The sequence below is a fragment of the Pseudomonas sp. St316 genome (assembly GCF_018325905.1).
Classification (GTDB): Bacteria; Pseudomonadota; Gammaproteobacteria; order Pseudomonadales; family Pseudomonadaceae; genus Aquipseudomonas.
This window is the reverse complement of sequence record NZ_AP021901.1, coordinates 3,882,751-3,908,378: the sequence shown is the minus strand read 5'-3', so window position 1 is coordinate 3,908,378 and position 25,628 is coordinate 3,882,751. Positions and strand designations below refer to the sequence as shown.

General features: G+C 65.1%; 5 protein-coding genes and 1 pseudogene. 1 reads left to right on the top strand and 5 read right to left on the bottom strand.

Annotated elements, in window-relative coordinates; all coding sequences use genetic code 11:
- Window positions 1-39: 39 nt before the first annotated feature.
- Window positions 40-1,743, bottom strand: coding sequence for an ABC transporter ATP-binding protein/permease (locus KI237_RS17225; protein WP_212796285.1), 1,704 nt, complete (start codon window positions 1,741-1,743; stop codon window positions 40-42).
- Window positions 1,744-2,052: 309 nt separating this feature from the next.
- On the opposite strand from KI237_RS17225, the gene KI237_RS17220 reads away from it, so the two are divergent.
- Window positions 2,053-2,625, top strand: a complete 573-nt coding sequence (locus tag KI237_RS17220; RefSeq protein ID WP_249410624.1) for an IucA/IucC family C-terminal-domain containing protein — start codon at window positions 2,053-2,055, stop codon at window positions 2,623-2,625.
- A 170-nt stretch (window positions 2,626-2,795) separates the two neighbouring features.
- Here KI237_RS17220 and KI237_RS17215 read toward each other — a convergent pair whose 3' ends face one another.
- The 4 genes and pseudogenes from KI237_RS17215 to KI237_RS30545 form a co-directional block, all read right to left on the bottom strand.
- Window positions 2,796-4,445 (bottom strand): cyclic peptide export ABC transporter, encoded by a 1,650-nt coding sequence (locus KI237_RS17215; protein ID WP_212796284.1) that lies wholly within the window; start codon window positions 4,443-4,445, stop codon window positions 2,796-2,798.
- A 1-nt stretch (window position 4,446) separates the two neighbouring features.
- A complete protein-coding gene (locus KI237_RS17210; protein WP_212796283.1) occupies window positions 4,447-8,283 on the bottom strand; it encodes a non-ribosomal peptide synthetase in 3,837 nt (1,278 codons plus the stop codon).
- Window positions 8,280-18,484 (bottom strand): annotated as a pseudogene (locus KI237_RS17205) (non-ribosomal peptide synthetase). Before KI237_RS17205 ends, KI237_RS17210 begins: the two are co-directional and overlap by 4 nt.
- 93 nt (window positions 18,485-18,577) lie before the next feature.
- Window positions 18,578-25,627, bottom strand: coding sequence for a non-ribosomal peptide synthetase (locus KI237_RS30545; RefSeq protein WP_283246168.1), 7,050 nt, complete (start codon window positions 25,625-25,627; stop codon window positions 18,578-18,580).
- Window position 25,628 lies beyond the last annotated feature (1 nt).

Below are 25,628 nucleotides of genomic sequence, written 5' to 3'. Positions count from 1 at the left end.
GCCTCGTTTCACTCGACAGCTCCTACAGCTCCTACGTTCTTACACCGCTTGTTTGACCTTGCGATGCACCCACTGCGCCTCGTCCTGCAGTTCCAGGACGTGCCAATGGAAGTGCTCCAGGGAGGCGCTGTGCCCGACGCTGATCAGGATCGTGTCCGGCAGTGTTTGCTTGAGCAGTTGATAGCAGCGCGCTTCGTTTGCCGCATCCAGTGCCGAGCTGCTCTCGTCGAGAAACAGCACCGTAGGGCGGGCCAGCAGGGCCCTGACGAATGCACAGCGTTGCTGTTCGCCGACGCTGAGGGTCTGCGCCCAGTCCCGTTCCTGGTCCAACTGAGCGGCCAGGTGTTGCAGGCCGACTTGCGCCATGACCTGACGCAGCGCGTCATCCTCTTCGCCACGGGGTGGGTTGGGGTACCAGAGCGCGTCGCGCAGGCTGCCCAACGGCAGGTAGGGTTTTTGCGAAAGTGTCAGGGCGCGCTCACGGTCATAACAACTTGAACCGCGAGCGTGATGCCAAAGCCCGGTAATCGTGCGGATCAGCGTCGATTTGCCGTAACCGGACGGCGCGCTGATCATCAGGCTGTCACCGGGCTTGAGGGAAAGGTTGAAGCCTTTGAACAACGGCCGGCCGTTCGGCAGCCAGATGTCCAGGTCCTTGATGTCGAGGCCGCTGGCCTGTTGCTCGTGCCTGACCTGGGACTTGACCTCAACGTTCTCCAGGCGCTCCTGGAAACCGACCAGCCGGTCGATCACCGACTTCCATTCCGACAGCTCCGGGAACACGCTCACCAGGTAGGCGATGGCCGCGTGCACTTCGCCGAAGGCCGCGCTTATCTGGGTCAGGCGGCCGAGGGGAAAGGCGCCGGCAAAGAACTGTGGCGCCATGATGAACATCGGAATGACCGTCGCGCTGCGCAAGTAGAAAGTCGAGTAGCCCATGATCAGCTTCTGTTTCTTCACCAGCGCCCAGAAATTTTCCAGCGCCGCCTCCAGGCGTTGGTTGAAGCGTTCGTTCTCCACGACCTCGCCCCGGTATTGCGCCACCGAATCAGCGTTCTCCCGCAGGCGGATGAGCGAGAAACGAAAATCCGCTTCACGCCGCTGTTGCATGAAATTGAGGCTGGGCAGCGCGCGGCCCAGCCAGAAGGCCAGGCCAGTGCCCGCCAGCGCATACACCAAGGCGACCCACACCAGCAGCCCGGGAATGACCACCGATTGGTCGTTGAACGGCACACTGACGAGGCTGGAGGCCTGCCAGAGGATATGCAGGAAGGAAAACAGCGACACCACCGACGTCAACAGGCCCAGGCTCAACTTGAGTGACTTGACGATAAACAGGTCGATGTCCTCGGCGATCCGCTGATCGGGGTTGTCGACGTCGGTCTCGGTCAGCTTCAGTTTCTGGTAGCGCTGGCTGCCCAGCCATTGATCGAGCAGGTTGCGAGTCGCCCAGCGCCGCCAGCGGATGGTCAGCTTCTGCTGGAAGTGGAACGCACCCACGGTGAAGGCGGCCATGCCGATCTGCAGCAGGATGAATTGCAGGCTGCCCACCAGGAAGCCGTGGTAATCCAGGGCCTGCAAGGCGTTATAGAAATGCAGGTTCCAGAAATTGGTGAGGATATTGACGCCGACCAGGCACAGGGTCATCAGCACGGTGGCCAACAACAGCAACAGGGCCGGGTACTTTTCCTCGGAGGCCCAGAAAGGCCGCGCGAGACGCCAGAAATTGCGAAGTGTGTGCATGGGGTCTTGGTAAGCCTGGTCGCTAACGACGTTGAGTTTGCCGGGGCGGGAGGATAGGATCAGCCAATGCTAATCGTTTGCATTAATTAGGGAAAGCCACGGGAGCCCCGTTATCGAATTTCCAGAATGGCTTAACCAGGCCTGGCCGCCGATACAGCGGGTTATCCGGCAGGCACCTGGCGACCAGCCTGCCATCGCGTTGAGCCAGCTTGCCGAGCCTGCCGTACTGCAACCCTTGCTGAGCCGGTTTGCCCTGCGTTACCCGGGGTGAACCGCGCCGCCGTGGTATCGCAGTGGTCGATGAACTACATGAGCATTGTCCTGCCGGCAACCCTGGCCTGCGTACTGACGCGTCACTGCGCCATCGAGTTCTGGGGCGAGGACGCGCGGCTGCTGCACGACGACGGTCAACCTGCGGCGCTGGACCTGGCTACCGGGCTGTCGGCTTTGGAGGTGGATGATCGTGCCGCGTACTGGTCGCGATTGATCCACGAGCACCTGGCGCCGCTGTTCAGCACCTTGGCCGCCGCCGGCGGCCTGGCTCCGAAGATATTGTGGGGCAACTTCGTCGCCATCTGGGACGGCGCGTTCGCCAGGATGGACCCCGACCTGTCCAGGGACGGTTTCGCCGAGGCGCACCAGTGGCTGGAACAGGTCACCGTGAACAACGGCCGCTTGAAGTTGCGGGGCTTGCAACGCATGGTCGAATCACCGGCGCCGCAGATTTGCCCCAGCTTGCCCTTGCGCCGGCATTGCTGCCTGCATTACCAACTGCACGAACCGGTCGAAGGCCAACCGCCGGTGCTCTGCGAATCCTGCCCCAAGCTGCACCGCCTGCCGGTGGCTGAACAGATCAGCTACCTGCAATACATCTATGAGTAGGGTTGAGCGCAGGTAGGGCTTTTTTCTGGCACAGCCTCGCCCTGTGGGAGCGAGCTTGCTCGCGATAGCGGTGGCTCAGCTTGCATCAATGCTGAATGTGTCGACGCCATCGCGAGCCAGCGCGCTCCCACATTCAGGCTGGGGGCTGCCCTCCAATCGTGGGCGCATGCTCAAGTGGACAGCATTTGCGCCAGGGGCGCGGCGTAAGGCTTGGGAGCGATTTCGTTGACGTTGCCATGCTCGACGCGAATCACCCGGTCGGCCAGGCCGAAGTAGGCGTCGTCGTGGGAGATGACGATCAACAGTTTGCCGCGCTCGCGCAGGTCCGGCAGGATCCGGGTGTAGAAAAAGTGCTTGAACACCGGATCCTGGTCGGCGGCCCATTCGTCGAACAGGTAGCAAGGGCGATCATCCAGGTACGCGCTGAGCAGCGCCAGGCGCTTGCGCTGCCCGGTGGACAGCGCCAGCGTCGTCAGCTTGCCTTCCTCGATTTTCACCTTGTGGTCCAGTTGCAAGTGCACCAGGTAATCCTGTGCCTGTTTCACCAGGTGTGGATCGTCGCCATCGAACAGGTTTTCGAACAGGCAGAAGTCGGTGAAGATCGCCGAGAAGTGTTGCCGGTAATGGTGGTTGTCGTTGTTCGAGGACACTTGTTCGTCGAGCATGATGTCGCCGCTTTCCGGCCGGTACAGCCCGGTCAGCAGCATGGCCAGGGTGGTCTTGCCGCTGCCGTTGCCGCCGGTGAGGAACACCACTTCGCCGGCATTGAGGGTCAGGTCGATGGGCCCCAGGGTGAAATGCCCGTCCTCGCGCTCGCGATAGTAAGTGTGGCTGACCTGGCGGCACACCAGCCTGCGGACCTGGGTCGGCGAGATCGTCTCGATACCCTCGTCAGCGGTTTGCATCTGGCCTTCCAGGGCGCGGATCTTGTTCAGGGCCACGCTGGCCCGGCCGAGGGTCGGCAAGGCGTGCATCAGTTCCGACAGCGGCGTGATCATGTAGAGGATCGCCAGGATATAGCCAGTGACCAGGTTCACGCCCAGGTCGATGAAATGCGGCGCGGCGAACAGCACCACGCCGATCAGCATGTAGAACACCGCATTGCCCCAGTTCAGGACCAGGGCGTAGATGCTCATGCCGCGTACGAAATCGCGGCGGTATTGCTGGCTCACCGGTATCAGCAGGCGGGTGAAGAAATGTTGCCTGCGTGGATGGTTGAGTTGCAGTTCCTTGCTGCCATCGGTGAGCAGGCGATATTGATTGAACAACTGGTCCTTGAGCTCGCGAGCGCGGGAGATCGAGGTCAGTGCCCGGCGTTGCGGCCAGTGAAAGCTCAGGCTGCCCAGGGCGATCAGCAGCAGCGTCAGGCCCAGCAGCGGCATGCTGAGCCAGCCCAGGTAGCCGAGGCACGCGGCGATGATCCCGACGTTGACCAGCAGGATCGGCACCAACTCCACCGCCTGGCTGATGGTTTGCGTATCGTCGGTGAGCATTGCCAGCAGGCGATGTTTGCCCAGGCGCTGCAATTGCGCGTAGGGCGTGTCGATCAGCTTGGCGCTCAGGTGCAGACGCATGTCGTTGACCGCGGCCTGGCCCAGGCGTAGCAGGCTGATGTCGGAGATGATCCGCGACACCGCGACCAATACCACGAGGCCGGCGAAGAGCAGGCCATCCACCGGGCGCAGTTTATCGAACACCTCCAGGCTGTGGTTGATGTTGGCGATCAGGCTGGCCGCTGCGAGGCCGCAGGTCAGCCCCGTCAGGGTCGCCACCAGCAGTGCGCGCCATGAGCGTTTAGCCATGAGTAACAACAGATCCATTTCAAACCGCTCCGTGTGTAGCAATGGCCGTGAGGCGCGCCGCCAATTGTTCATGCAAGGCGCGTTGCTCAAGGATGGTGAGGTGTTGTGCTGCGATGACCTCGCGGGTCAATGGCCCACTGCTCAGGCGTTCCCACTGCGGGTCGGCGAAGTCAGCCAGGGCCAGGGTATCGCTGGCCCACCAGACATGCACCGGGCAGCTTAGCCGGGCAGGTTTGAAGCTCGCCAGCAGATGCTGCGTATGCTGCTGGTAGTGCAGCCGCGTTTGCAAATGCTCCCAACTGTCGCCATCGAGTTGCAGGCCTTGTTGCCGTGCCCACTGGACCAGTTCGGGCAGGCGTGCCGCTGGGGGCAGGGCGTCCAGTTGCGCCAGCAACGCAGCCGTGATCGGCTCCGGCAGCTGGCGCAGCACGGCCTGGCTGTCCGGTGTCAGTGCTTGGGAAGCTGTTTCCAGCAGTGCTTCGACGCTGTTTTCCGGCGCCTGATGCTGGTATTGCGAGTCGATGATACCGAGGAACGCCACTTCTTCGCCCTGGCTTTCCAAGTGCGCGGCCGCGGCAATCGCGAGCAGGCCGCCGAGGGAGAAGCCCAGCAGGTGATAAGGCCCCTGCGGTTGCTGCTGGCGCAGGTGCTCGACATAAAGCGCGCCGAGGCTCTCGATGTCGCCGCCCAGCGCTGTGCTGTCGTCGCCCAGGTACGCCGCCTGCAAGCCCCAGACATGCCAGCCCGAAAGCGGCGCCAGCAACGTGCGGTAATCCTGCACGTGGCCGGTGGAGGGGTGGAAGCAGAACAGGTTGGCGGCTTCAACGGCGTTGGGCGCCGACAGCCGGACCAGCGGCGAGAGCTTGAGTTCGGCCTGTACCAGCGCCGCAAACGCCGAGACGCTCGGGGCGTTGAACACCGCATTGACCGTCACCGGTGCCGACAGCGCGGTCTGCAAGCGACTGGCCAGCGTCACCGCCGCCAGGGAGTGGCCGCCGAGTTCGAAGAAATCATCGTCGATGCCCACCCGTTCCAGGCCCAGCACCTGGGCCCAGACCTCGGCGAGCAAGGCTTCCAGCGGTGTACGCGGCAAGGCACTGCCGACCGTGTCGAGGACTTTATCGGCCCATTGCTGCAAGGTCTTGCGGTCGAGCTTGCCGTTGCCCATCAGTGGCAAGGCTTCGACGATCCGCAGGGTAGGCAGCATGTAGTCCGGCAAGCAATCCTGGGCCTGGCCATGCAGCCGGGCGACCGTGGTTGAATGCCCGGGCGCCAGGGTCATGAAGGCGAACAGTTGCTGGCCGAGCTCGCCTCGGGGGATGCACTCCACCGCAGCTTGGGCCACACCGGGAAGGCCGGTCAGCTGTGCCTGGATCTCGTCGAGCTCTACGCGGAAACCACGGATTTTTACCTGGCGGTCGGCGCGTCCGGTGATTTCCAGGCTGCCGTCATGGCGATAGCGGGCCAGGTCACCGGTGCGATAGAGGCGTTCGCCCGGCAGTTGCGCCAGTTCGATAAAACGCCCAGCGTTTTGTTGCGCGTCCAGGTAACCGCGGGCCAGTTGCGGGCCGGCGATATACAGTTCGGCGCTTTGGCCGGGGCTGGCCAGCGCTTGCTGCTCGTCGAGCAGGTACAGGCGCATGCCGTCGAGACGGTCGCTGAGGGGCAGGCGGCGATAGTCCATGGCTGGTTCGGCTTTGTGCATCACCACGCCAACCGTGGTTTCGGTCGGGCCGTAATGGTTGAAGACCGCCAGCGTCGGCGCGAGGTCGCGAATGCTTTGCAACAGGCGCCGCGAACAGCTTTCGCCCCCGACGATCAATTGCTTGCGCGGCAACACGGCAGCGCTTTGGGCGTGAATCAACCAGGCGTCGAGCAACGACGGCACAATCTTCAGGTGGTCGATCGGGTACTGCGCCTGCCAGGCAGCCCAGGCCTGGGCGTCCATCGCCGTTTCCTTGTCCAGCAGGTGCAATTCGCCGCCGCTGAGCAGTGTCGGGAACAGCAACGTGTAGCCCAGGTCTGCGGCCAGGGAAGTGACCACCGCACTGCGTTCGCCGGGCGCCAGCGCCAGGCGTCGGGAGACGCTGGCGACATAACTGGCGAGCTGCCGATGCTCGACGATGACGCCTTTGGGTGTGCCGGTGCTGCCGGAGGTGAACAGCACGTAAGCCGCGTCCCGGGCTTGGATCTCGACGTCGATTGCCGTGGCGGGTGCTTGCTGCCAGGTCGCTTCATCACGCAGGTCGAGGTTGCCGATGGCGGGCAACGCAGGGGCGCTGCCGGCCGAACCACTCAGGACGAAGACGGGCTGCGCCTGTTGCAGGATGGCCAGGGAGCGCTGTGCCGGCTGATGTACGTCCAGGGGGACGAACGCCGCGCCGCTCTTGAGCACGGCGAGCATGGCCAGGACCATCTGCGCCGAGCGATCCAGGTACAACGCCACGCGATCTTCGCGACCCACGCCTTGAGCGCGCAGGTAATGCGCCAGTTGGTTGCTGCGGGCCTGCAATTGGACGTAGCTCAGTTGCTCGTTGTGGTCGCGCAGGGCCAAGTGCTCGGGGAACTGCGCAGCACACGCATCGAAGCTCGCCGGCACGCTGGTAAACGGCAGTGCCGCGACGTCGACTGGCGCCTGCAGGGCGGCCAGCGTCGCGGTGAAACTCGACGACTGCAATGACAGCTCGGCCAAGGGCTTGCCCGGGTTGGCGAGGGCATCGAGCAGCAGCGATTGGAACTGTTCCAACAAGACCAGGGCGGCTTGCTCGCTGTAGCGGCTCGGCAGGTGGCAGAGGTTCAGGCGATAGCCGCCAGCGGTGGTTTCGGCCACCAGCAGCAGCTCCATGCCCGCGGGGATGGCCTGTACGTCCAGCACCGTGAGTGTCGATGCCAGGCTGCCGAGGGTGTCGAGCCTATCGGGCAGTCGACCACCCCATTGGAAGCCGTACGGCGCAGCGTCGGCTGGCAGTGCGGCGCTGACGCCGCAGTATTCCTGCCATTCCGTGGCTTGTTCGCATAGCACCTGCAGGTTCGCCAGCGCCTGGGCGAAATGGCTGTCCGCCGCTGGTTGCCAGCGCAGGGGCAGGGGCTTGGCGAACAAGCCCCAGCAGTCGGCGAGTTCTTCATAGTCGTCGCGGCAATCGTGGACCCAGTTCAAGGTCAGAGCCGGACTGTCGCCGGTACTCAGGCGCTGCAACAGCACGCCCCAGGCCGTCATCAAGACCTGCTCGGGCGATGCGTCGTGACGCTGGCAAAAGCTGTCCAGGGCCATGCTCAACTGCGCGGTGGCGCTCAGTCGAGTGGTGACTGAGGCGTCGGGGCGGTCGCTGCGAACCTGGCGGTAGAGCAACTCGCTGGCGACCGGCTCGTCCAGGACCTGGCTGGCCCAGAAGCGCCGACCAGGTTCGGCGTCTTCATCGGCCTGCAATTCGTAGAGCCAGGCGCTGTACTGGGTATAGGTCATGGCCTCGTCATCCACCGCTGGTGCATCCGTCGAGCCCAAAGCCTGTGCCAGGCGCAACAAGGTCCCGCGATCGGCGCTCAGCGCTGGCAATTGCAGCGTTACCCGGTGCCGATCGTTACCGACCGCTTGCACCTCAACGCTGATGGCGTCCGCGACCATGACCGTGGATTCCACCACCTGCAACGGCGTCAGCAGGCCCGGTTCAGGCCGCAACCGCAGGCGCAGGGCCTCGTGGCAAGCGCTCAGGGCGACGAGCCGCTGGTGCAGGCGTTCCAAGGCCAATGGGCCGTTTATTTCCAGTTCCAGACGCACCGCGGGCAACCCCGCCAACCACTGGCTGCGTTGTTGCGGTGAGAGGGCGAAGGCTTCTTCACGTTTCTCGAAGGCGCTCATGCCTGCACCTCCGCATTCTGCGCCGGCAGCGCGTCGGGCAGGCCGCCGGTCAATTGTTCGCGGCGCATCATCTGGCCCATGGCGACACAGATCTTGCGCTCGCCCTCGAAAGGATCCCGGGCGTGGGCCACCAACATATTGTCCAGCATTACCATGTCACCCTTTTGCCAACTGAAACGTACCGCGCAGTCTTCATAGGCCTCGCCGATCACCTGCATCACCGCGTCCTCGATCACGCTGCCGTCGCCGTAGTACACGTTGCGGGGCAGGTGTCCGGGGCCGAACAGGCTGATCAGGTTGCTGCGCACTTCCGGCTCCAGGCAGGCGGTGTGGTGCAGTTGCACCTGGTTGAAGAACGACAGCTCCAAGGTATCGGGATGCGCGACGATGGCCGGGCAATGCTGGGCGATCCGCAGGTTGTCGGCCCCCAGCCATTCCCAGCGCATGCCCGACGCCAGGCATTGGCGCTCCACTTCCTCGCGCTGTTCGGTCTTGAAGAAGTCCTGCCAGCGCACATCCAGCTTGTCGGTGAAGTGCCGCACATAAAGCAGCCCCAGGGCCTTGAAGCGAGCGACGATGTCCTCGGGCAAGCGCGCCAACACCTGCCGGCAATCGACGATGGGCGTGCAGCCGCCACGCGGTGCCGGCGTTTCGCAATAGAACCACTGCTTGCGTGGCCACTGCGGCAGATGGGAGCTCTCGTTGTGGAAGAGAATCATGTGCTGTTCCGGGTACGGCGTGGAGTGGTAGATGTTCTTGCCCGAGGTGTTTTTCGGCAGGTCGCCGTAGGTCCCGTAAAGATCGGGTTCAATGGCTTGGGCGAACTGTTCAAAGGCGGCGGCATCCGGCAGGTTGAAACCCCGGAACAGCAGGCCACCGTGGGTCCGCAACTGGGTATTGATCCATTCCCGGGCTTGCAGCGCCCAATGCACCGGGTCCAGGTCGCCGAGCAACGGCTCGATCACCAACGGCAAGGCTTGCCCGGCGTCGAGGGTGCGGGTACGGACCTGCTCGTGGGCCACGTGGCTTACGGCGGTTGCACGGGTCTGCTTGAGCTTGCTCAGTTTCGACTGCTTGCGCGCGCTGCGGGCCGTGGCCTCGTCGAGCGCCGAATCAGGCTGGGATGGCGCGCTGGCGTTGCTGCCTTCCAGGCGCCACGCCCACTGGTCCAGCGCCTGCGCCGGGGCGCAGACGATCTGCTCCAGCAGGTGCTCGAAGCCTTGTTCGAGGCGCTGGATGGTCTGTTCCTGCAACACGCTGGTGCGATACACCCAACGTACGTTCAGGCCTTGTTCTTCGTCCTCTTCGACGAACACGGCGAGGTCGAACTTGCTGCTCTCCTGGCGCGATACCAGGTGTTCCACCTCAAGGTCCGGCAGGCTGGCATTGCCGCTGGGCGTGTTCTGCATGACGAACAGCACCTGGACCAGTGGGTTGACCCCCGGCGTACGCGGCGGCTGCAACTCCTCGACCAGCTTGTCGAACGGCACCTGCTGGTGCTGGAACGCCGACAGGCAGTCCTCGCGCAAGCGTTGCAGGCGGGCGTCAAAGGTTTCGCCCTCGCTCAGGCGGGCACGGATCGGCAACACGTTGACGAAGAAGCCGATGAGATGTTCCAGGGCCGGATGCTCGCGGTTGGCCAGGTCGGTGCCGACGATGAAGTCGTTGGCCCCGGTGGCCCGCTGCAGGAGGCTGTTGAAGGCATTGAGCAAGACCATGAACAGCGTCGCCCGTTGCGCTTGCGCATAGGTCTTGAGCGCCTGTGTCTGGGCCGCGGTGAAGCGTTGCTCCAGCGCCGCCCCCTGGTAGTCGGGGCGCGCCGGGCGTGGCTGGTCCAGCGGCAGCGGGATCAGCGTTGGCGCGCCGTCGAGCTGGCGGCGCCAGTAGTCGATTGCCCGTGCCAGCAGGCGCTGTTGCGCTTCGCTGCGTTGCCAGTAGGCATAGTCGGCGAACTGGATCGGCAACACCGGCAGCACCGGTGTCGAACCGCTGGTGCGGGCCTGGTACCCGACGATCAGCTCCTGCATCAGGATGCCCATGGACCAGGCGTCGGTGGCGATGTGATGCAGCACCAGTTGCAGCACATGATCATCGGCGCCCAGGCGCAGCAGGTTGGCGCGCAGCATCGGTGCCTGTTGCAGATCGAACGGGCGTGCGGCCTGTTCATCGATCAGGCGTTGCAGGGTTTGCGCCTGCTGCTCGCTGTCGAGGTGACTCAGCTCGGTCGGCGTCAAGTCAACCCGCGGCGCGGGGCTGATGACTTGGCAAGGTTGGTCGCCGTGGAGGTGGAACGCCGTCCGCAAGGATTCATGGCGTTCCAGGACGGCCTGCAAGGCCCCTTGCAGAGCCGTGATGTCCAGCGCGCCACGCAGCCTGACGGTGGTGGTCATGTTGTAGGCAGCACTCGGGCCTTCGAAGCGATCCAGGAACCACAACCGTTGTTGGCTGTAGGACAGCGGCAACGGCCGGTTGCGCGGCGCCAGGGCCATCTCGGTGTCGCCGTCGGCTTCGGTCTGGGCGTTGCTCTGCTGATCGACCGCTTCGGCCAATTGTTCGAGGGTGCCACGCTCGAACAGCGTGCGCAGTGGCAGGTTCACGTTCAACCGTCGACGTATCCGCGACAACACCTGGGTGGCCAGCAGCGAGTGACCGCCGATGGCGAAGAAGTCGTCATGCGCACCGACGTGGTCCAGGCCGAGGATTTCCTGCCAGAGTTCGGCGAGCACTTTCTCGGTTGGCGTGCGCGGTGCCGTGCCTTGCGCCTGTGCTGTCTCGTCCTGGGGCATATCCAGGGCGGCGAGGGCGCGACGGTCGACCTTGCCATTGGCATTGAGCGGCAATTGCCCAAGAGCCAGCCAACGGGCCGGAATCATGTAGCTTGCCAATTGCTGGCCCAGGTAAGCGCTCAAGACCTGTTGCGCGGACTCACCGCCCAGGTCGGCCGTTTCGTCGAGCACATACCAGGCCACCAGTTGCAACGCACCGCGGGCGTCGGGCAGCGCCAGCACCGCCGCGCTGTCCACCGCCGAGTGTTGCATCAGGCGGTTTTCGATCTCGCCCAGCTCGATGCGGTGGCCACGAATCTTCACTTGCTGGTCGCGACGGCCGAGGTATTCGATCACACCGTCGGCGCGCATCCGGCCGATGTCACCGCTGCGATACAGACGCGCATCGGCCTGGAACGGGTGTGGGACAAAGGCTTCGCGGGTGCGTTGCGGGTCGCGCAGGTAACCGCGACCCACGCCGACACCGCCGATGCACAACTCGCCGGGTACGCCGATGGGGACCATGCGCAGCGCCGAGTCGAGGACGAACACCTGGTTATTGGCGGTCGGCTTGCCGATGGGCATGTGCAGACAGTCGTCGGCCGGGGCTTCGGTGATGGGGTGGAAAGCAACGTCGTCCGAGCATTCGGCCGGACCGTAGGCATTCATCAAGGGGATCGCCGGGAAGCGTGCGAACCAATCCCGGGCCAGGGCCGGAGGCAGTGCTTCGCCAGTGGGCAGCAGCCAGCGCAGGCTCGCCAGGCTGTGGTGCGCCTGGCTTTCCTGGAGCATGCCGCGAATCAACGCCGGCACGGTTTCCAGCAGCGTCAGTCGCTGATCCTCGACAGCATCGAGCAGGGCCACCGGGTCGTGGGCCTGGGCATCGGGAAGAATGTGCACGGTGGCGCCGAACAGCGGCGCGGCGAGGAACTGCCAGACGCTGATATCGAACGCCGCCGAAGCCGTCTGGGCGATGCGGTCGTGCTCACCCAGGCCCAGGCTCGGGACCTTGCCGAACATGTTGTTGAGCATCCCCCGTTGCTCGACCATGACGCCTTTTGGCGTGCCAGTGGAGCCCGAGGTGAAGATCACGTAGGCCAGTTGCTCGGGGGTGTGCGCATAGCTGACTGGCGGCTGTTCACGGCCTTGCCAGAGCGCCTGGGCGATCAGGCAGGTGGGTTGCTTGTGCATCTGCGGCAGGACGTTGTCCAGCGTTGTCGTCGCGCGCTCGCACACCAGCAGCAGCGGCGCGTCACCGAGCTCCAGCAGCTCCGCCAGGCGTGCGTGGGGCTGTTGAATGTCCAGGGACTGGAACGCGGCGCCGACCTTGAGCGTGGCGATCATCATCGTCAGCAAGGCCAGGCCACGCTCAGCGAACAGCGCCACCAGGGTTTCCGGGCCGGCACCGGCGCCTTGCAGCGCATGGGCGATGGCGTTGGCGCGGCGATCCAGTTCGGCGTAGGTCAGCGATTGTCCCTGGCATACGGCGGCCAGGTGCTGCGGGCGGTTGCGCACTTGTTCAGCGAACAGCGCTGCATAGCCGCGCTCCAGTGGGAAGTCGACGTCGCTTCGGTTGCAGTCGACCTGCAACTGCCGACGTTCCGCCTCGGGCAGCATGTGCAGGCTGCCCAGGGGCGCTTGCGGTGTGTCCAACATGCCCGAAAGCAGCTGCACCAAGTGCCCAAGCATGCGTTGTACGGTGTCAGTGCTGAAACGCTGGCTGTCGTAGGACAAGCGAATGCCCAGGCGGTCGCCGGGGTACAACACCACCGTCATCGGGAAGTTGGTGTGGACCCGGTCTTCGTAGATGTCGATGCTGAAGGCGTCCAGTTGCACGCTGCTGATATCCAGTGGCGCGTTCTCGAACACCACCAGGCTGTCGAACAACTGCTGGCCGCGCGGCACTTGGCTGCAACGCTGAATGTCCACCAGCGACGCGCTTTCGTGTTCGCGCAATTGCGCATTGTGGGACAGCAGCGCCTGCAACCAGTCCGCCACTGGCGCTTCTGGGTCGACATCGATGCGCAGTGGCAAGCTGTTGATGAACAGCCCGACCATTTCTTCTACACCGGCGAGGTCAGTCGGGCGGCCGGCGACGGTCACGCCAAACAGCACGTCGCGGTTGCCACTGTAGCGTGACAGCAACAGCGCCCACGCACCCTGGATCCAGGTGTTGGGGGTCAGTTGGTATTGCTGGCACAACTGCTGCAGACGCTGGGTCTGGGCGATGCTCAGGGTCTGGTCGAAGTCGCCGACCTGTTCCGGCGCCTGTTCCGGGCCGGCCACGGGGCTGTCCACATGCAGTGGCGTCGGCTCGCTGAAGCCGGCCATTTCGGCCTGCCAGAACGCGTGTGCGGCGGCCATGTCATGGCGTTCCAGCCAGCTCATGTAGCCGCGGAACGAGCGCAAGCGCGCACGGGCAACAGGCTCCTGGCGCACGATGGCCTGGTAGATCGCCAACAGGTCTTCCATCAGCAGGCCGAAGCACCAGGCGTCGGTCAGGATGTGGTGGAAGCTGCGCACCACGGCGAAGCGTCGCTCGTCGAGTTGGAACACCCGCAAGTGGGTCAGTGGCGCACCGGCCATGTCGAAACCTTGCAGGCGTTGTGCTTCGAGGGCTTGGTCCATGGCCAGGCGCTGCTGCTCTTCGTCGAGATGGCGCAGGTCCTGCCAGTCGAACGCCCGATGCGTTTGGCGGTACACGCATTGCAGCGGCTCATGGTCGTCCTGCCACCAGAAGGCGGTCCGCATCATCGGATGGCGCTCGAGAAACAGCTGCCACGCCGCTTCCATCGCCGGGCGTTGCAATACCCCGTCCCAGCTGTAGCGTTGTTGCATCAGGTAGATGCCGCTGTGGGGTTGCAACAGGGTGTGCAGGAGCATGCCCTGTTGCATCGACGACAGCGGGTAGACGTCTTCGATGTTCAACCAGTCCAGCGGCTCGGACGTCAGGGTCGCCGCTTGTTTGTGGCACAGCGCGAATGCCTGGCTGGCAGGGCGCAGGTCCGGTGTGGCGACGAGCCCGGCGAGTTCGCTCAAGCGTTGAGCAAGGCGCGGTGCCCAGTCGGCGGCGAGGGTACCCAGGCTGCGCAGGTGCAGGCGGTCATCCTGCCACCAGGCGTCCAGGGTCAGTGGGCAAGGCGAAGCCGCCGATGGGCTTGCGGCTTCAACCTGGGCCAGGATGCCACGCTCTTCGCGATGGCTGTCGAAGTTTCCCAGCCAGCGAATGGCGACCGAGGCCGCCGGCAGGTCGCGCAGCGGTTCTTGCAGGTAGGTGTTGTCCGACAGGTAGCGCAGGGCGCCATAGTCGACGCCGTGTTGCGGGTAGGCGCGCATCTGCGCGGCCAGTGCCTGCAAGCGTTGCAGCAGACTGTCGCCTTCGGGCTGGAGGAAATACGGCACCGCCAGTGCCAACGGCCCCACGACGCGCGCCGGGTCGAGGTCGGCCACGGCAATCGGCGCAGCGACCGGCAAGCGTTCGACACTCGGCCGGGCGCCGTGCACGCTCAGCGCGATCAGGCCGTTGCCGCACAGTTCACGGCACTGTTCGACCACGGCGGCGGCCAGCAGGCTGTTCCAGTCCAGTTGCAGCACTTCGCCCAGGCGCTTGAGTTCGCCTGAGGTGGCGGCTGCCAGGGTCTGTTCGATCACGCTGTCCGGTTGCTGGCTGTCAGGCAGTTGCAGCGGTTCCAGGCCCGCGTATTGCAGCCAATGTTCCCAGGCGTCGTCCAGGGCATCGCCCTGTGCGTGAGCCTGCTGGTGCCGTGTCCACTGGGTGAAATCTCCACCGGTGTAGGACAGGCGTACTGGCCGCTGATAACGCAGTTGCGCCAAGGCCAGGTTGAGGTCCGTCAGCAGCAGTGCCCAGGACGCTTCGTCCAGGCACAGCGGATGAGCGGCCAGCAGCAGCGAATGTTTGCCGTTTACCTCCAGCAAGCTGGCGTGCAGGGTTTGGCCGGCGTTCAAGTCCAGCGCGTCGACACCGGCCTGGGCCAGGGCTTGCAGTTGCGCCGGGGTGCTGGCTTCAAGTGTCTCGGTGGTGATGACCGGGGCCTTGGCCGCGACCAGTATCCGTTGCTGCCACTCGCCTTCCGGCAGGGCCTTGAGCGCCAGGCGCAGGGCCTGGTGGTGCTGCTGCAAGGCGACGATGGCCTGGCTCAGCAGCTCGCTATCGATCGCCTGGGTCAGCGCCACGCAACGCCAAGTCGCATGCAATGGCCCTTGTTGCAAACGGGCCAGTTGCCCGGCGGCCAGCGGCAGGTCATAGCCATCGGCAATCGCCTGTGCCGCGCCCTGGCTGGCATCGGCGCCCAGCACCCGGGCGATATCGGCGATGGTGCGGTTTTCGAAGAGCTGGCGGGGCGTGAGTTTCAGCCCTTGCTGGTTGGCGCGAGCGATGATCTGCAAGTTGATGATCGAGTCACCGCCCAGGGCGAAGAAGTTGTCATGCACGCCGACACGCTCAAGTTTCAGCACCTCCTGCCAGATGGCGGCCAGTTGCGCTTCGACTTCATTGCGCGGGGCAACGTGGGTGGCGCTGTCGTCCGTGGGTTTTTGCGGGAGCGGCAGGCGCTGGACATCGACCTTGCCGTTACGGGTCAGGGGCAGTTCGTCGAGGGTGATGAAGTGTGCCGGCACCATGTAGTCCGGCACCCGCGCAGCGAGGTCGTTACGCAGCTTGGTGGCGGACAGCGACTGGCTGGCGACCAGGTAGGCCACCAGGCGCAGGCTACCGTCCAGTTCCACGGCGCGGACCAGCGCCAGTTCGATCAGCGGCGACAGACGCTTGAGCTGCGCCTCGACTTCGCCCAGCTCCAGGCGGTTGCCACGGATCTTGACCTGGCTGTCGACCCGGCCGAGGAATGCCAATTGGCCGTCCACTTGCCAGCGCACGCGGTCGCCAGTGCGGTACCAGCGTTGCTGATCGGCGTCGAGGTGGAAGCGTTCAGCGGTCAGGTCCAGGCGGTGCAGGTAACCCCGGGCCAGGGCGCCGTTGATCAGCAACTCACCGGACACCCCGGTGGGCACCAGCCGACCGTTGGCATCCACCACCTGCAGTTGACGGTTCGGCAGCGGTCGGCCAAGGGCGATGCTGCGCAGGCCCGCGGGCAGTTCGGTGGCAATTGCCCCGACCGTCGCTTCGCTCGGCCCATAGTGATTGAACACCCGAAGCCCGGGTGCCAGGCGGTTGACCTGTTCCAGCAGCGTCGGGCTGAGGGCGTCGCCACCGAAGACCAGCAGGGCGCGCGGCAACAGGCGGGCATCGGGCAGCGCCTGCAACAGGCCGGCCAGATGGCTTGGGGTGATCTTCAGCACATCCACCGGGTGTTGCTCGAAGAATTCGGCCAGTGCCAGGGGGCTGAAACCGCTGTCTTCATCCACCAGCAACAAGCTGGCGCCACTGCACAGGGCGCCGAACAGCTGGGTGTGGCCCAGATCGGCGGCGATGCTCGACAGCAAGCCGTAACGGGCCGCCGGCGGAGGGTTGAGTACCGCGTGCACCGCCGTCAGGTAATCGACGATGGACTGGTGCTCGACCACCACACCCTTGGGGGTGCCGGTGGAGCCCGAGGTGTAGATCACGTAGGCGGCGTCAGTCGGGCTGTGGGCCACGGCCGGTGGCGTGTCTGGTTGGGAGGCGATGGCGTCGGCGTGTTCCGCCAGCCACAACGTCGGCGTGTGTTCGGCCAGGCCTTTGAGCAGGGGCGAGGCGGCAGCGCCAATCAGCAGCGCGGCGCGGCTGTCCACCAGCACATCGGCCAGGCGCCCGGCGGGCTGCTTGAGGTCCAATGGCAGATAGGCGGCGCCGGCCTTGAGGGTGGCCAGCAGGGCAATCACGAATTCGGCGCTGCGTTCCAGGGCCAGTGCCACGACGCTGTCGTGGCCGATGCCCTGGGCGCGCAAATACTGGCTGAGGCGGTTGGCCTGCAGGTCCAGTTCACGGTAGGTCAGGGCGACATGACGGTCGCGGACAGCCAGGTGTTCCGGGTGAGCGGCCACCTGTTGTTCAAAGCACTGGTGCAGGCACACATGCGGCACCGGCAGTTGCACGCCGCGGCCCTGCACGAGCAGTTGCTGGCGTTCTTCAGGGCTCAGCCATTCAAGCTCGCTGACCCGGCACTGCGCTTGCGCCGTCATCGCCAACAGGATGGCGCGCAATTGTGCCGACAACACTGCGACCTCGGCATCGCTGAAGCGACTGCGGTCGTAGCTGATCAGGTAGTGCAGTTGTTTGTCCGGCACCACGATCAGCGACAGTGGGAAGTGGTTGCGGCCTTGGGTGAGGGTAATGCCGTCGGCTTGCTGCTCGCTGCTCGGGGCACTGAAGCTCAAGCCGCCGGTGTCCTGGTTGAGCGCGTCGGTGACCGGGAAGTTCTCGAACACCAGGATCGAATCGAACAGCGCCTGTTCGGCGGCGATGCGCGTCATCGACTTGAGCTTGCCCAGCGGCAAATAGGCGTGGTGACGCAGATCGCTGTTGGCTTGCTGCAAGTGTTGCAGCCAGGTTACCAGCGTCGGCTCGTCAGCCCATTGCACACGCAGCGGCAATGTATTGATGAATAGCCCGACGGTGCTGTCCACTGCCGCCAGGTTCTCCGGACGCCCGGCGACGGTGACGCCATAGACCACGTCGTCACGCCCGGCGTGTTGGCCCAGCAGCAGCGCCCAGGCGCCCTGGATCAGGGTGTTGATGGTCAGGTCGTTCTGACGGGCGAAGTGGGCCAGTTGCTCGGTTTCGCTGGCCGTCAGCAGACTTTCCCGTTCGGCGAACGGTGCCCCTGCAGGTGCTGCCTGGCGTACGGCGAAGGTGGGCAGCGGGGTCGGCTCGCTGACGTCGTGCAGCTGCTCGCGCCAGAACCCTTCGGTGGCGGCCATGTCCTGTTCCGCCAGCCAGGCGATGTAGTCCCGGTAAGGGCGGGTCGGCGCCAGGTCGGCGGGGCGGCCATGGGCTTGTTCGTAGTACAGCGCCAGCCACTCCTGGACGGCAATGCCGACGCTCCAGCCGTCCATGAGGATGTGATGGAAGGTCCAGATCAGGTGCCAGCGCTCGGGGCCAGGCGCACCAGGCACACGCGCATCAGCGGCGAGTCATTCAGTTCCAGGGGTTGCGCCCGCTGCTCCAGTGCCAACTGTTCCAGCGCGGCTTGTGGCTCGGCGTGGTCTTGCCAGTCCAGTTCGGTCAGGGGCAATGCCACTTCCTGTTGCACCACCTGGTAGGCATCGTCCAGTTCTTCCCAGAGAAACGCACTGCGCAGTACCGCGTGGCGCTGCATCAGCGCCTGCCAGGCACCGCGAAACGCGTTCAGTTGCAGCGGGCCGTTCATGTCCAGGCTCAACTGCTGGTAATACACCCGCGAATCCGGTTCATAGACGCTGTGGAACAACAGGCCGTGCTGGGTCGGCGAAAGGGAATAGATGTCTTCGATGTTGTTCATGCTTGCTTGGTCCATTTCAAAGTCTTGAAAACTCAAGTGAGTCGATCAAGGCGCCGCGCCGGTCTGAGACCTGCGCTGGCGCCGCGTCGCTCGCTAGCTTTGGGAATTGGGTTTGGTCTTGAGCTTGCCCAGCAGTTTGTCCAGGGATTTCTGGTTCAGCGCCTTGGCCAGCGGGAAGTCCGCTGGCATCAGCGAACCGGCCTGCGGGTCGAGGCAGTGTTCGACCAGCGCCTGCAAACGTTCCAGCAGGCGAGTGGGCAAGCGGCTGTCGGCGTTCGGCGTGACGCTGTGCCATTCGACACGCAACACGCCGTCCTCCAGCCAGGCCACCACTTCACGGGCGTGGGTCACTCGGTTCACTGGGGCCACGTCCGGCGGCGGGGTCAGGCTGCTGGCGCGCAACCAGCCCTCTGGCGTTTGCTCATGCCCCAGGTAGTTGAACAGCACATCACCGTGGTTGGCCGGCAACTCGCCGCGCTGGCGCAGCAAGCCGTAGCCCAGGCCCTGGCCAGGTACGTCACGCAAGGCTTGCTTGGCGTTGCGCACCTGATCGCCCGCGGCGCCGTTGGCATTCACGCGCAATGGGTAGAGGGTGGTGAACCAGCCGACGGTGCGGCCGACGTCCAGCCCGGCAAACGGTGCGTCACGCCCGTGGCGCTCCAGGTCCACGACGATGTCGCTGCGCTGTTCGGCCTCGGCCAGGGTCGCGGCGAGGGCGGCGATCAGCAGTTCTTCCGGTTGCGTGCGGTAAGCGGCATGGGACTCGGTCAGCCATTGGTGCGTGCGGCTGGCGTCCCAGCGCGCCGACAGTGTCTGGCGCTCGGCGACCGTGGCCATGGGCGGCGGGTTTGCGCCGATCTGGGCACTCCAGTAGCGATGCTCGGCAGCGACCTTGGCGGCATGGGCTTGCAAGTGTTCGGCCCATTGACGATACGAGGTGGTTTTCGCCGGCAACGTCGGGCTCTCGCCACGCTCCAGTGCCGGGTACAGCTGTTGAAAATCTTCCAGCAGCGGCGTCCAGGACACTGCATCAACCACCAGGTGATGGGCCACCAGGTACAGGCGTTGCGGGGTGCCTTCCAACAGGGCCGCGGCAAACAGCGGGCCGTGTTGCAGGTCCAGGCTCTGGGCGACGTGCAGCAGTTGTTCCGGGTGTTCGCAGCAGGTCAACTGGGCCGCAGCCGTCGGCGCGATATGCGCCTGCCATTGGCCGTCGACGTCGGTGAAACGCAAGCGCAGGGCGTCGTGGTGGGCGACCAGTCGATCCAGCGTGGCTTGCACGATGGCCGGTTCCAGACGACGGTCGCTGTCGGCCAGCACCGATTGGTTCCAGTGCGCGACCTGGACCTGCTGTTGGTCGAAGAACCACTGGTGCAATGGCATCAGCGGCATCGGCCCGCTCACGTCACCTTGTTCGGCCCGGGTCAGCAGCGCCGTGGTCACATGGGCCAGGGCCGCCGGGGTTGGCGAACGGAACAGGTCCCGTGGCGTGAGCGAATAGCCCTGTTCACGCAAGCGCGAGATCAGTTTCAGGCCAAGAATCGAGTCACCGCCCAAGGCGAAGAAACTGTCTGAGGTGCCGACTTCACGGCCGCCGGTCAAGGTTTCGCCGAGCAGTTCGCCGAACAACTGGCAGAGCAGGCGCTCCAGGTCATTGCGCGGTGCCGCGTAGTCTTTCTGGGTGTTTGGCAAGGGCAGGGCGGCCAGGGCCTTGCGGTCGATCTTGCCGTTGGTGCTTAGCGGCAAGGCCGGGATTTGCACCCACACCGCCGGCACCATGTAGGCCGGCAGTTCGGCTGCGAGCTGTGTATCGAGGTCCGATTGCGCGGTGCTGCTGTAGAACGCCACCAGGCGGTTGTCGATGACCAGGGTGCAGGCGCCGGTGATGGCTGGCAGATTCAGCAGCGCTGAGTCGATTTCCCCCAGCTCGATCCGCTGCCCACGCAGCTTCACCTGATGGTCGAGGCGCCCCAGGTATTCGATGTTGCCGTCGGCCAGGAAGCGGCAGCGGTCGCCAGTGCGGTACAGGCGATCACCGGCCACGAACGGGCTGGCGAGGAAGCGTTCCTCGGTCAGGTCCGGGCGTTTCAGATACCCCCGGGCCACACCGACGCCGCCGATGTACAGCTCGCCGATGCTGCCAATCGGCAACGGCTGCAGGGCCTCATCGAGGATGTACAAGCGCAGGTTGGCGATGGGCTTGCCGATCGGCACGATCACGTCGCCCGCCGAGCAGCGCCAGACCGAGACGTCGATGGCCGCTTCGGTCGGGCCGTACAGGTTGACCAGCGCTGCCGGGTGTTGGCTCATGAAGCGCCGCACCAGATCCACTGGCAAGGCTTCGCCGCTGGCGAACACCTGGCGCAGGCTGTGGCAGTCGACCAGGCTCGGTTCCTCGACAAAGGCCCGCAGCATCGACGGTACGAAGTGCAACGTCGTGACCCGTTCCTGCTGGATCAATTGGCTGAGGTAGGCCGGGTCACGATGACCGTCCGGACGGGCGACCACCAGGGTCGCGCCAGTGATCAGCGGCCAGAAGAACTCCCACACCGACACGTCGAAGTTGTACGGGGTTTTTTGCAGCACGCGGTCGTTCGGGCCAATCGGGAAGGCGTCCTGCATCCAGTGCAGACGGTTCATCAAGGCGCCGTGTTCGTTCATCACGCCTTTGGGCTGGCCGGTGGAACCGGAGGTGTAGAGCACGTAGGCCAGGTCGTGGGGCTCGATGCTGATCGGTTCGAATGCAGAGGCTTCGGGCAACGTGTCGAGGGTCCAGGCTTGATGCCCGACCGGCAGGCGCGACAGCCATTGCGCTTGGGTCAAGGTGACCTTGGCCTCAGCGTCTTCGATCAGGAACGCCAGGCGCGCGGTAGGCAGTTGCGGATCCAGCGGCAGCCACGCGGCGCCAGCATGGACGATGCCAAGCAGGGCCACGACCATTTCTACTGAACGCTCCATGCACACCGGCACGATGCTGTCGGTGCCCACGCCGGCTGCGCGCAGGGCCCGGGCGACGGTTTGTGCCCGCTGGTCCAGCTCGGCATAGCTCAGGCGCTGGCCTTCGAAGACCAGTGCCGGGGCGTTGGGGCTCAGGGCCGCCTGTTGGCTCAGGGCGGTGTGCAGGTTGGTCGGGCCGTTGTAGTGACGGTCAGTGGCGTTCCAGCGATCCAGTTGCTGCTGGTCCTGCTGTTGCGGGAACAGGTCGACCAGGGTGCGCTCCGGTGCCGCTACCAAGGCGTCGAGCAGCGCGCACCACTGCGCGCTCCAGCGTTGCATTGTGGTTTCGTCGTACAAGGCCGATTGGTATTCCAGCGCCAGCGTCATGTCGCTGCCGTCGTCCTGGACTTCCCAGCTCTGTTCAAACTTGGCGTCGATCACTGGCAGCATCTGCTCTTCGACGTTCAGCCCCGGCCATTGGCTGCTGTCCACGCGGCCGTAGTTGAGGGAGAACAGCACCTGGAACAGCGGCGTACGGGTCAGGTCGCGGTTTTGCGCGACGGCGCCGACCAGGGTGGCGAAGGGCAAGTCAGCATGGGCTTGGGCTGCACGCAGGTCGGCCTCGAGGCTGGCCAGCAGTTGCTCGGCCGGGGCCCGTTGGTCGACGTCGCTGCGGATCACCAGGGTGTTGACCAGGCAGGCCAGCAACGTCTGGGTTTGTGCGTGGTCACGTTGGTCCGCCGGGGTGCCGAGGCGAATCTCTCGCTGGCCGCTGTAGCGGGCCAGCAGCGCGCTCAGGGCCGTGGCCAGCACCACGTAGGTGGTCGTGCCGCGCTGCCGGGCGAACTGGCGGATGGCGTCGGCACGCTGGGTGCCGAGGCGCACGTTCAGTTGCCGGGCGCGACGATCGGCTTCGGCGCTGCGTGGATGGTCCAGGGGCAGGTCGAGCGGGTAGTCGTCCTGGCCCAGGTGGTTTTTCCAGTAGTCCAGGCTGCCACTGCGCCGGGCCTGGGTGTCCGGGTGCTGTTGCCACAGGGCGAAATCGACGTAGTCGATCTCCAGTGGGGTCCAGGCGGGCGATTGCCCGTTCAGGCCGGCGGTGTAGGCCTGGGTCAGTTCGTCGATGAGCAACTGCATGGCCCAGCCGTCGGTGGCGCTGTGGTGCAGGCACACCAGCAACAGGTTTTCGTCAGTGTCCTGGCGTTGCAGCAGGTGCGCACGCCAAGGCGCGGCGGCGGCCAGGTCGAACGGTGTCATCAGTTCGTCCTGGGCGTTGGCGCAGGTCGCTGCCCAGTCCTGGGTCGCAACGCCAGTGACCGCGAGCGCCGGCCCCTGGTCGTCAATCAGCAATTGTGGCTCGCCGTCGACTTCGACAATCCGGCTGCGCAGCACCAGATGACGCTGGCTGACCTGCGCAAAGGCCTCGCGCAAGACCTCGACCTGCAACTCGCCGCGCAAGGTCAGGGCGAATGGCATGTGGTACTCGCGGGACTCCGGGACCAGGCGGCTGAGCATCCAGAACCGGCGTTGAGCCAGGCCCAGGGGCAATTGCGCCGGGCGCGGTTGCGCGCTGATCGATTCGCCGGGCATGGCCGCGCGCAGATACTCGGCCAGGGCCGCGACCGTCGGTTGGGCGAACACCCGCGGCAAGGGCAGGGAAACCCCGAGGCGCTCACGGACCCGGCTGACCAGGCGGGTGGCCAGCAAGGAGTGGCCGCCAAGCTGGAAAAAATTGTCCTCGATGCCGACTTCCGAACCACCCAGCACTTCGCTGAACAGTTCGCAGAGCACGGTTTCAGTGACATTGCGCGGCGCGGTGCGCGGCTGGTCGCTTTGGCTTTGCGGCAGCGACGTGGCGGCCAGTGCCTTGCGGTCGAGCTTGCCGTTGCTGTTGAGCGGCAGGCGGTCGAGCTGCACAAACAGGCTTGGCTGCAGGTGTGCGGGCAGGCTGTCATTCAACTCGGCACGCAGGTTCGCCTCATCGGCGTCACCGCACCAGAAACTCACCAGGCGCTGGTCGAGCAACAAGGTGGCGGCGTCGCGCACACCGGCCTGGGCCAGCAGCGCAGCGTCGATTTCCCCCAGCTCGATCCGCTGCCCACGCAACTTCACCTGATGGTCGAGGCGCCCCAGGTATTCGATGTTGCCGTCGGCCAGGAAGCGGCAACGGTCACCGGTGCGGTACAGGCGCTCACCGGCCACGAACGGGCTGGCGAGGAAGCGTTCCTCGGTCAGGTCCGGGCGTTTCAGATACCCCCGGGCCACACCGACGCCGCCGATGTACAGCTCGCCGATGCTGCCAATCGGCAACGGCTGCAGGGCCTCATCGAGGATGTACAAGCGCAGGTTGGCGATGGGCTTGCCAATCGGCACGATCACGTCGCCCGCCGAGCAGCGCCAGACCGAGACGTCGATGGCCGCTTCGGTCGGGCCGTACAGGTTGACCAGCGCTGCCGGGTGTTGGTCCATGAAGCGCCGCACCAGATCCACCGGCAAGGCTTCGCCGCTGGCGAACACCTGGCGCAGGCTGTGGCAGTCGACCAGGCTCGGTTCCTCGACAAAGGCCCGCAGCATCGACGGTACGAAGTGCAACGTCGTGACCCGTTCCTGCTGGATCAATTGGCTGAGGTAGGCCGGGTCACGATGACCGTCTGGACGCGCCACCACCAGGGTCGCGCCAGTGATCAGCGGCCAGAAGAACTCCCACACCGACACGTCGAAGCTGTACGGGGTCTTTTGCAGCACGCGGTCGTTCGGGCCAATCGGGAAGGCGTCCTGCATCCAGTGCAGACGGTTCATCAAGGCGCCGTGTTCGTTCATCACGCCTTTGGGTTGGCCGGTGGAACCGGAGGTGTAGAGCACGTAGGCCAGGTCGTGGGGCTCGACGCTGATCGGTTCTCCGACTGCAGCGTTCGGTAACGCATCCAGCGTCCAGGCGGCATGCCCCACGGGCAGGCGCGTCAGCCATTGCGCTTGGGTCAAGGTGACCTTGGCCTCAGCGTCTTCGATCAGGAACGCCAGGCGCGCGGCAGGCAGTTGCGGATCCAGCGGCAGCCACGCGGCGCCAGCATGGACGATGCCAAGCAGGGCGACGACCATCTCTACCGAACGCTCCATGCACACCGGCACGATGCTGTCGGTGCCCACGCCGGCTGCGCGCAAGGCCCGGGCGACGGTTTGTGCCCGCTGGTCCAGCTCGGCATAGCTCAGGCGCTGGCCTTCGAACACCAGTGCCGGGGCGTTGGGGCTCAGGGCCGCCTGTTGGCTCAGGGCGGTGTGCAGGTTGGTCGGGCCGTTGTAGTGACGGTCAGTGGCGTTCCATTCGACCAATTGGCGCTGACGCTCTGCCGTCGCCAACGGTGACCAGTCGCCGAGACGGGTCCCTGGAGCGTCGAGCATGGTTTCCAGCAGTTGTTGCCACTGTTCCAGCCAACGTCGGGCCGTGGTTTGGCTGAACAGCGCGGCACGGTATTCCAGCAACACCGACAGCACTTCGCCGTCATGCACTTCCCAGTTCAGGTCGTACTTGGTGGCCTGGGCGGTCACGGCGCGTTCGCTGACCTGCAACTGCGGCCATGGCTGGCTTGTCGAGTCGGCGCTCTGCATGGCGAACAACACTTGGAACAGCGGCGTCTGGCCGAGGCTGCGCGAAGGCTTCAGGTGCTCGACGACCTGGTCGAACGGCACATCCTGATGCTGCTGGGCATCCAATACACGGTTGCGCACCTGGCCCAGCAAACCTTCGAAGTCCAGCGCCGGATCAAGGTCGGCGCGCATGACCACGGTGTTGACGAAGCAGCCGATCAGCGGCTGCAGCTCGGCGAATGGACGCTGGGCCACCGGGCTGCCAACCCGCACATCGCGCTGGTTGGCGTAGCGGCCCAACAGCAACTGCGCGGCGCCGAGCATGAGCATGTACAGCGTGGCACCGCGTTGTTGGGCGAACTGTCGCAGGCGTTCCACCAGGGCGGGCGGCAACTGCAATTGCACCGCGCCCGCCGCCGGGGCGAGCTGGTCTGGACGGCCCTGTTCAGTCGGCAGGTCCAGCAGGTAGTCGCCATCCTCCAGTTGGTTGCGCCAGTATTCCAGTTGGCTGCTGAACGCGGTCTGTTGACCGGGCTCGCGTTGCCAGAGGGCGTAATCGGGTATTGCAACGCCAGCGCTGGCAGTGCCGCCGGGGTGCCCTGGCACTGGGCGGTGTAGCACT

Coding starts and splice junctions, on each gene's coding strand:
- KI237_RS17210 (WP_212796283.1), bottom strand. CDS start 8,283: ATGAGCGCCTTCGAGAAACGTGAAGAAGCCTTCGCCCTCTCACCGCAA.
- KI237_RS17225 (WP_212796285.1), bottom strand. CDS start 1,743: ATGCACACACTTCGCAATTTCTGGCGTCTCGCGCGGCCTTTCTGGGCC.
- KI237_RS17220 (WP_249410624.1), top strand. CDS start 2,053: ATGAGCATTGTCCTGCCGGCAACCCTGGCCTGCGTACTGACGCGTCAC.
- KI237_RS17215 (WP_212796284.1), bottom strand. CDS start 4,445: ATGGATCTGTTGTTACTCATGGCTAAACGCTCATGGCGCGCACTGCTG.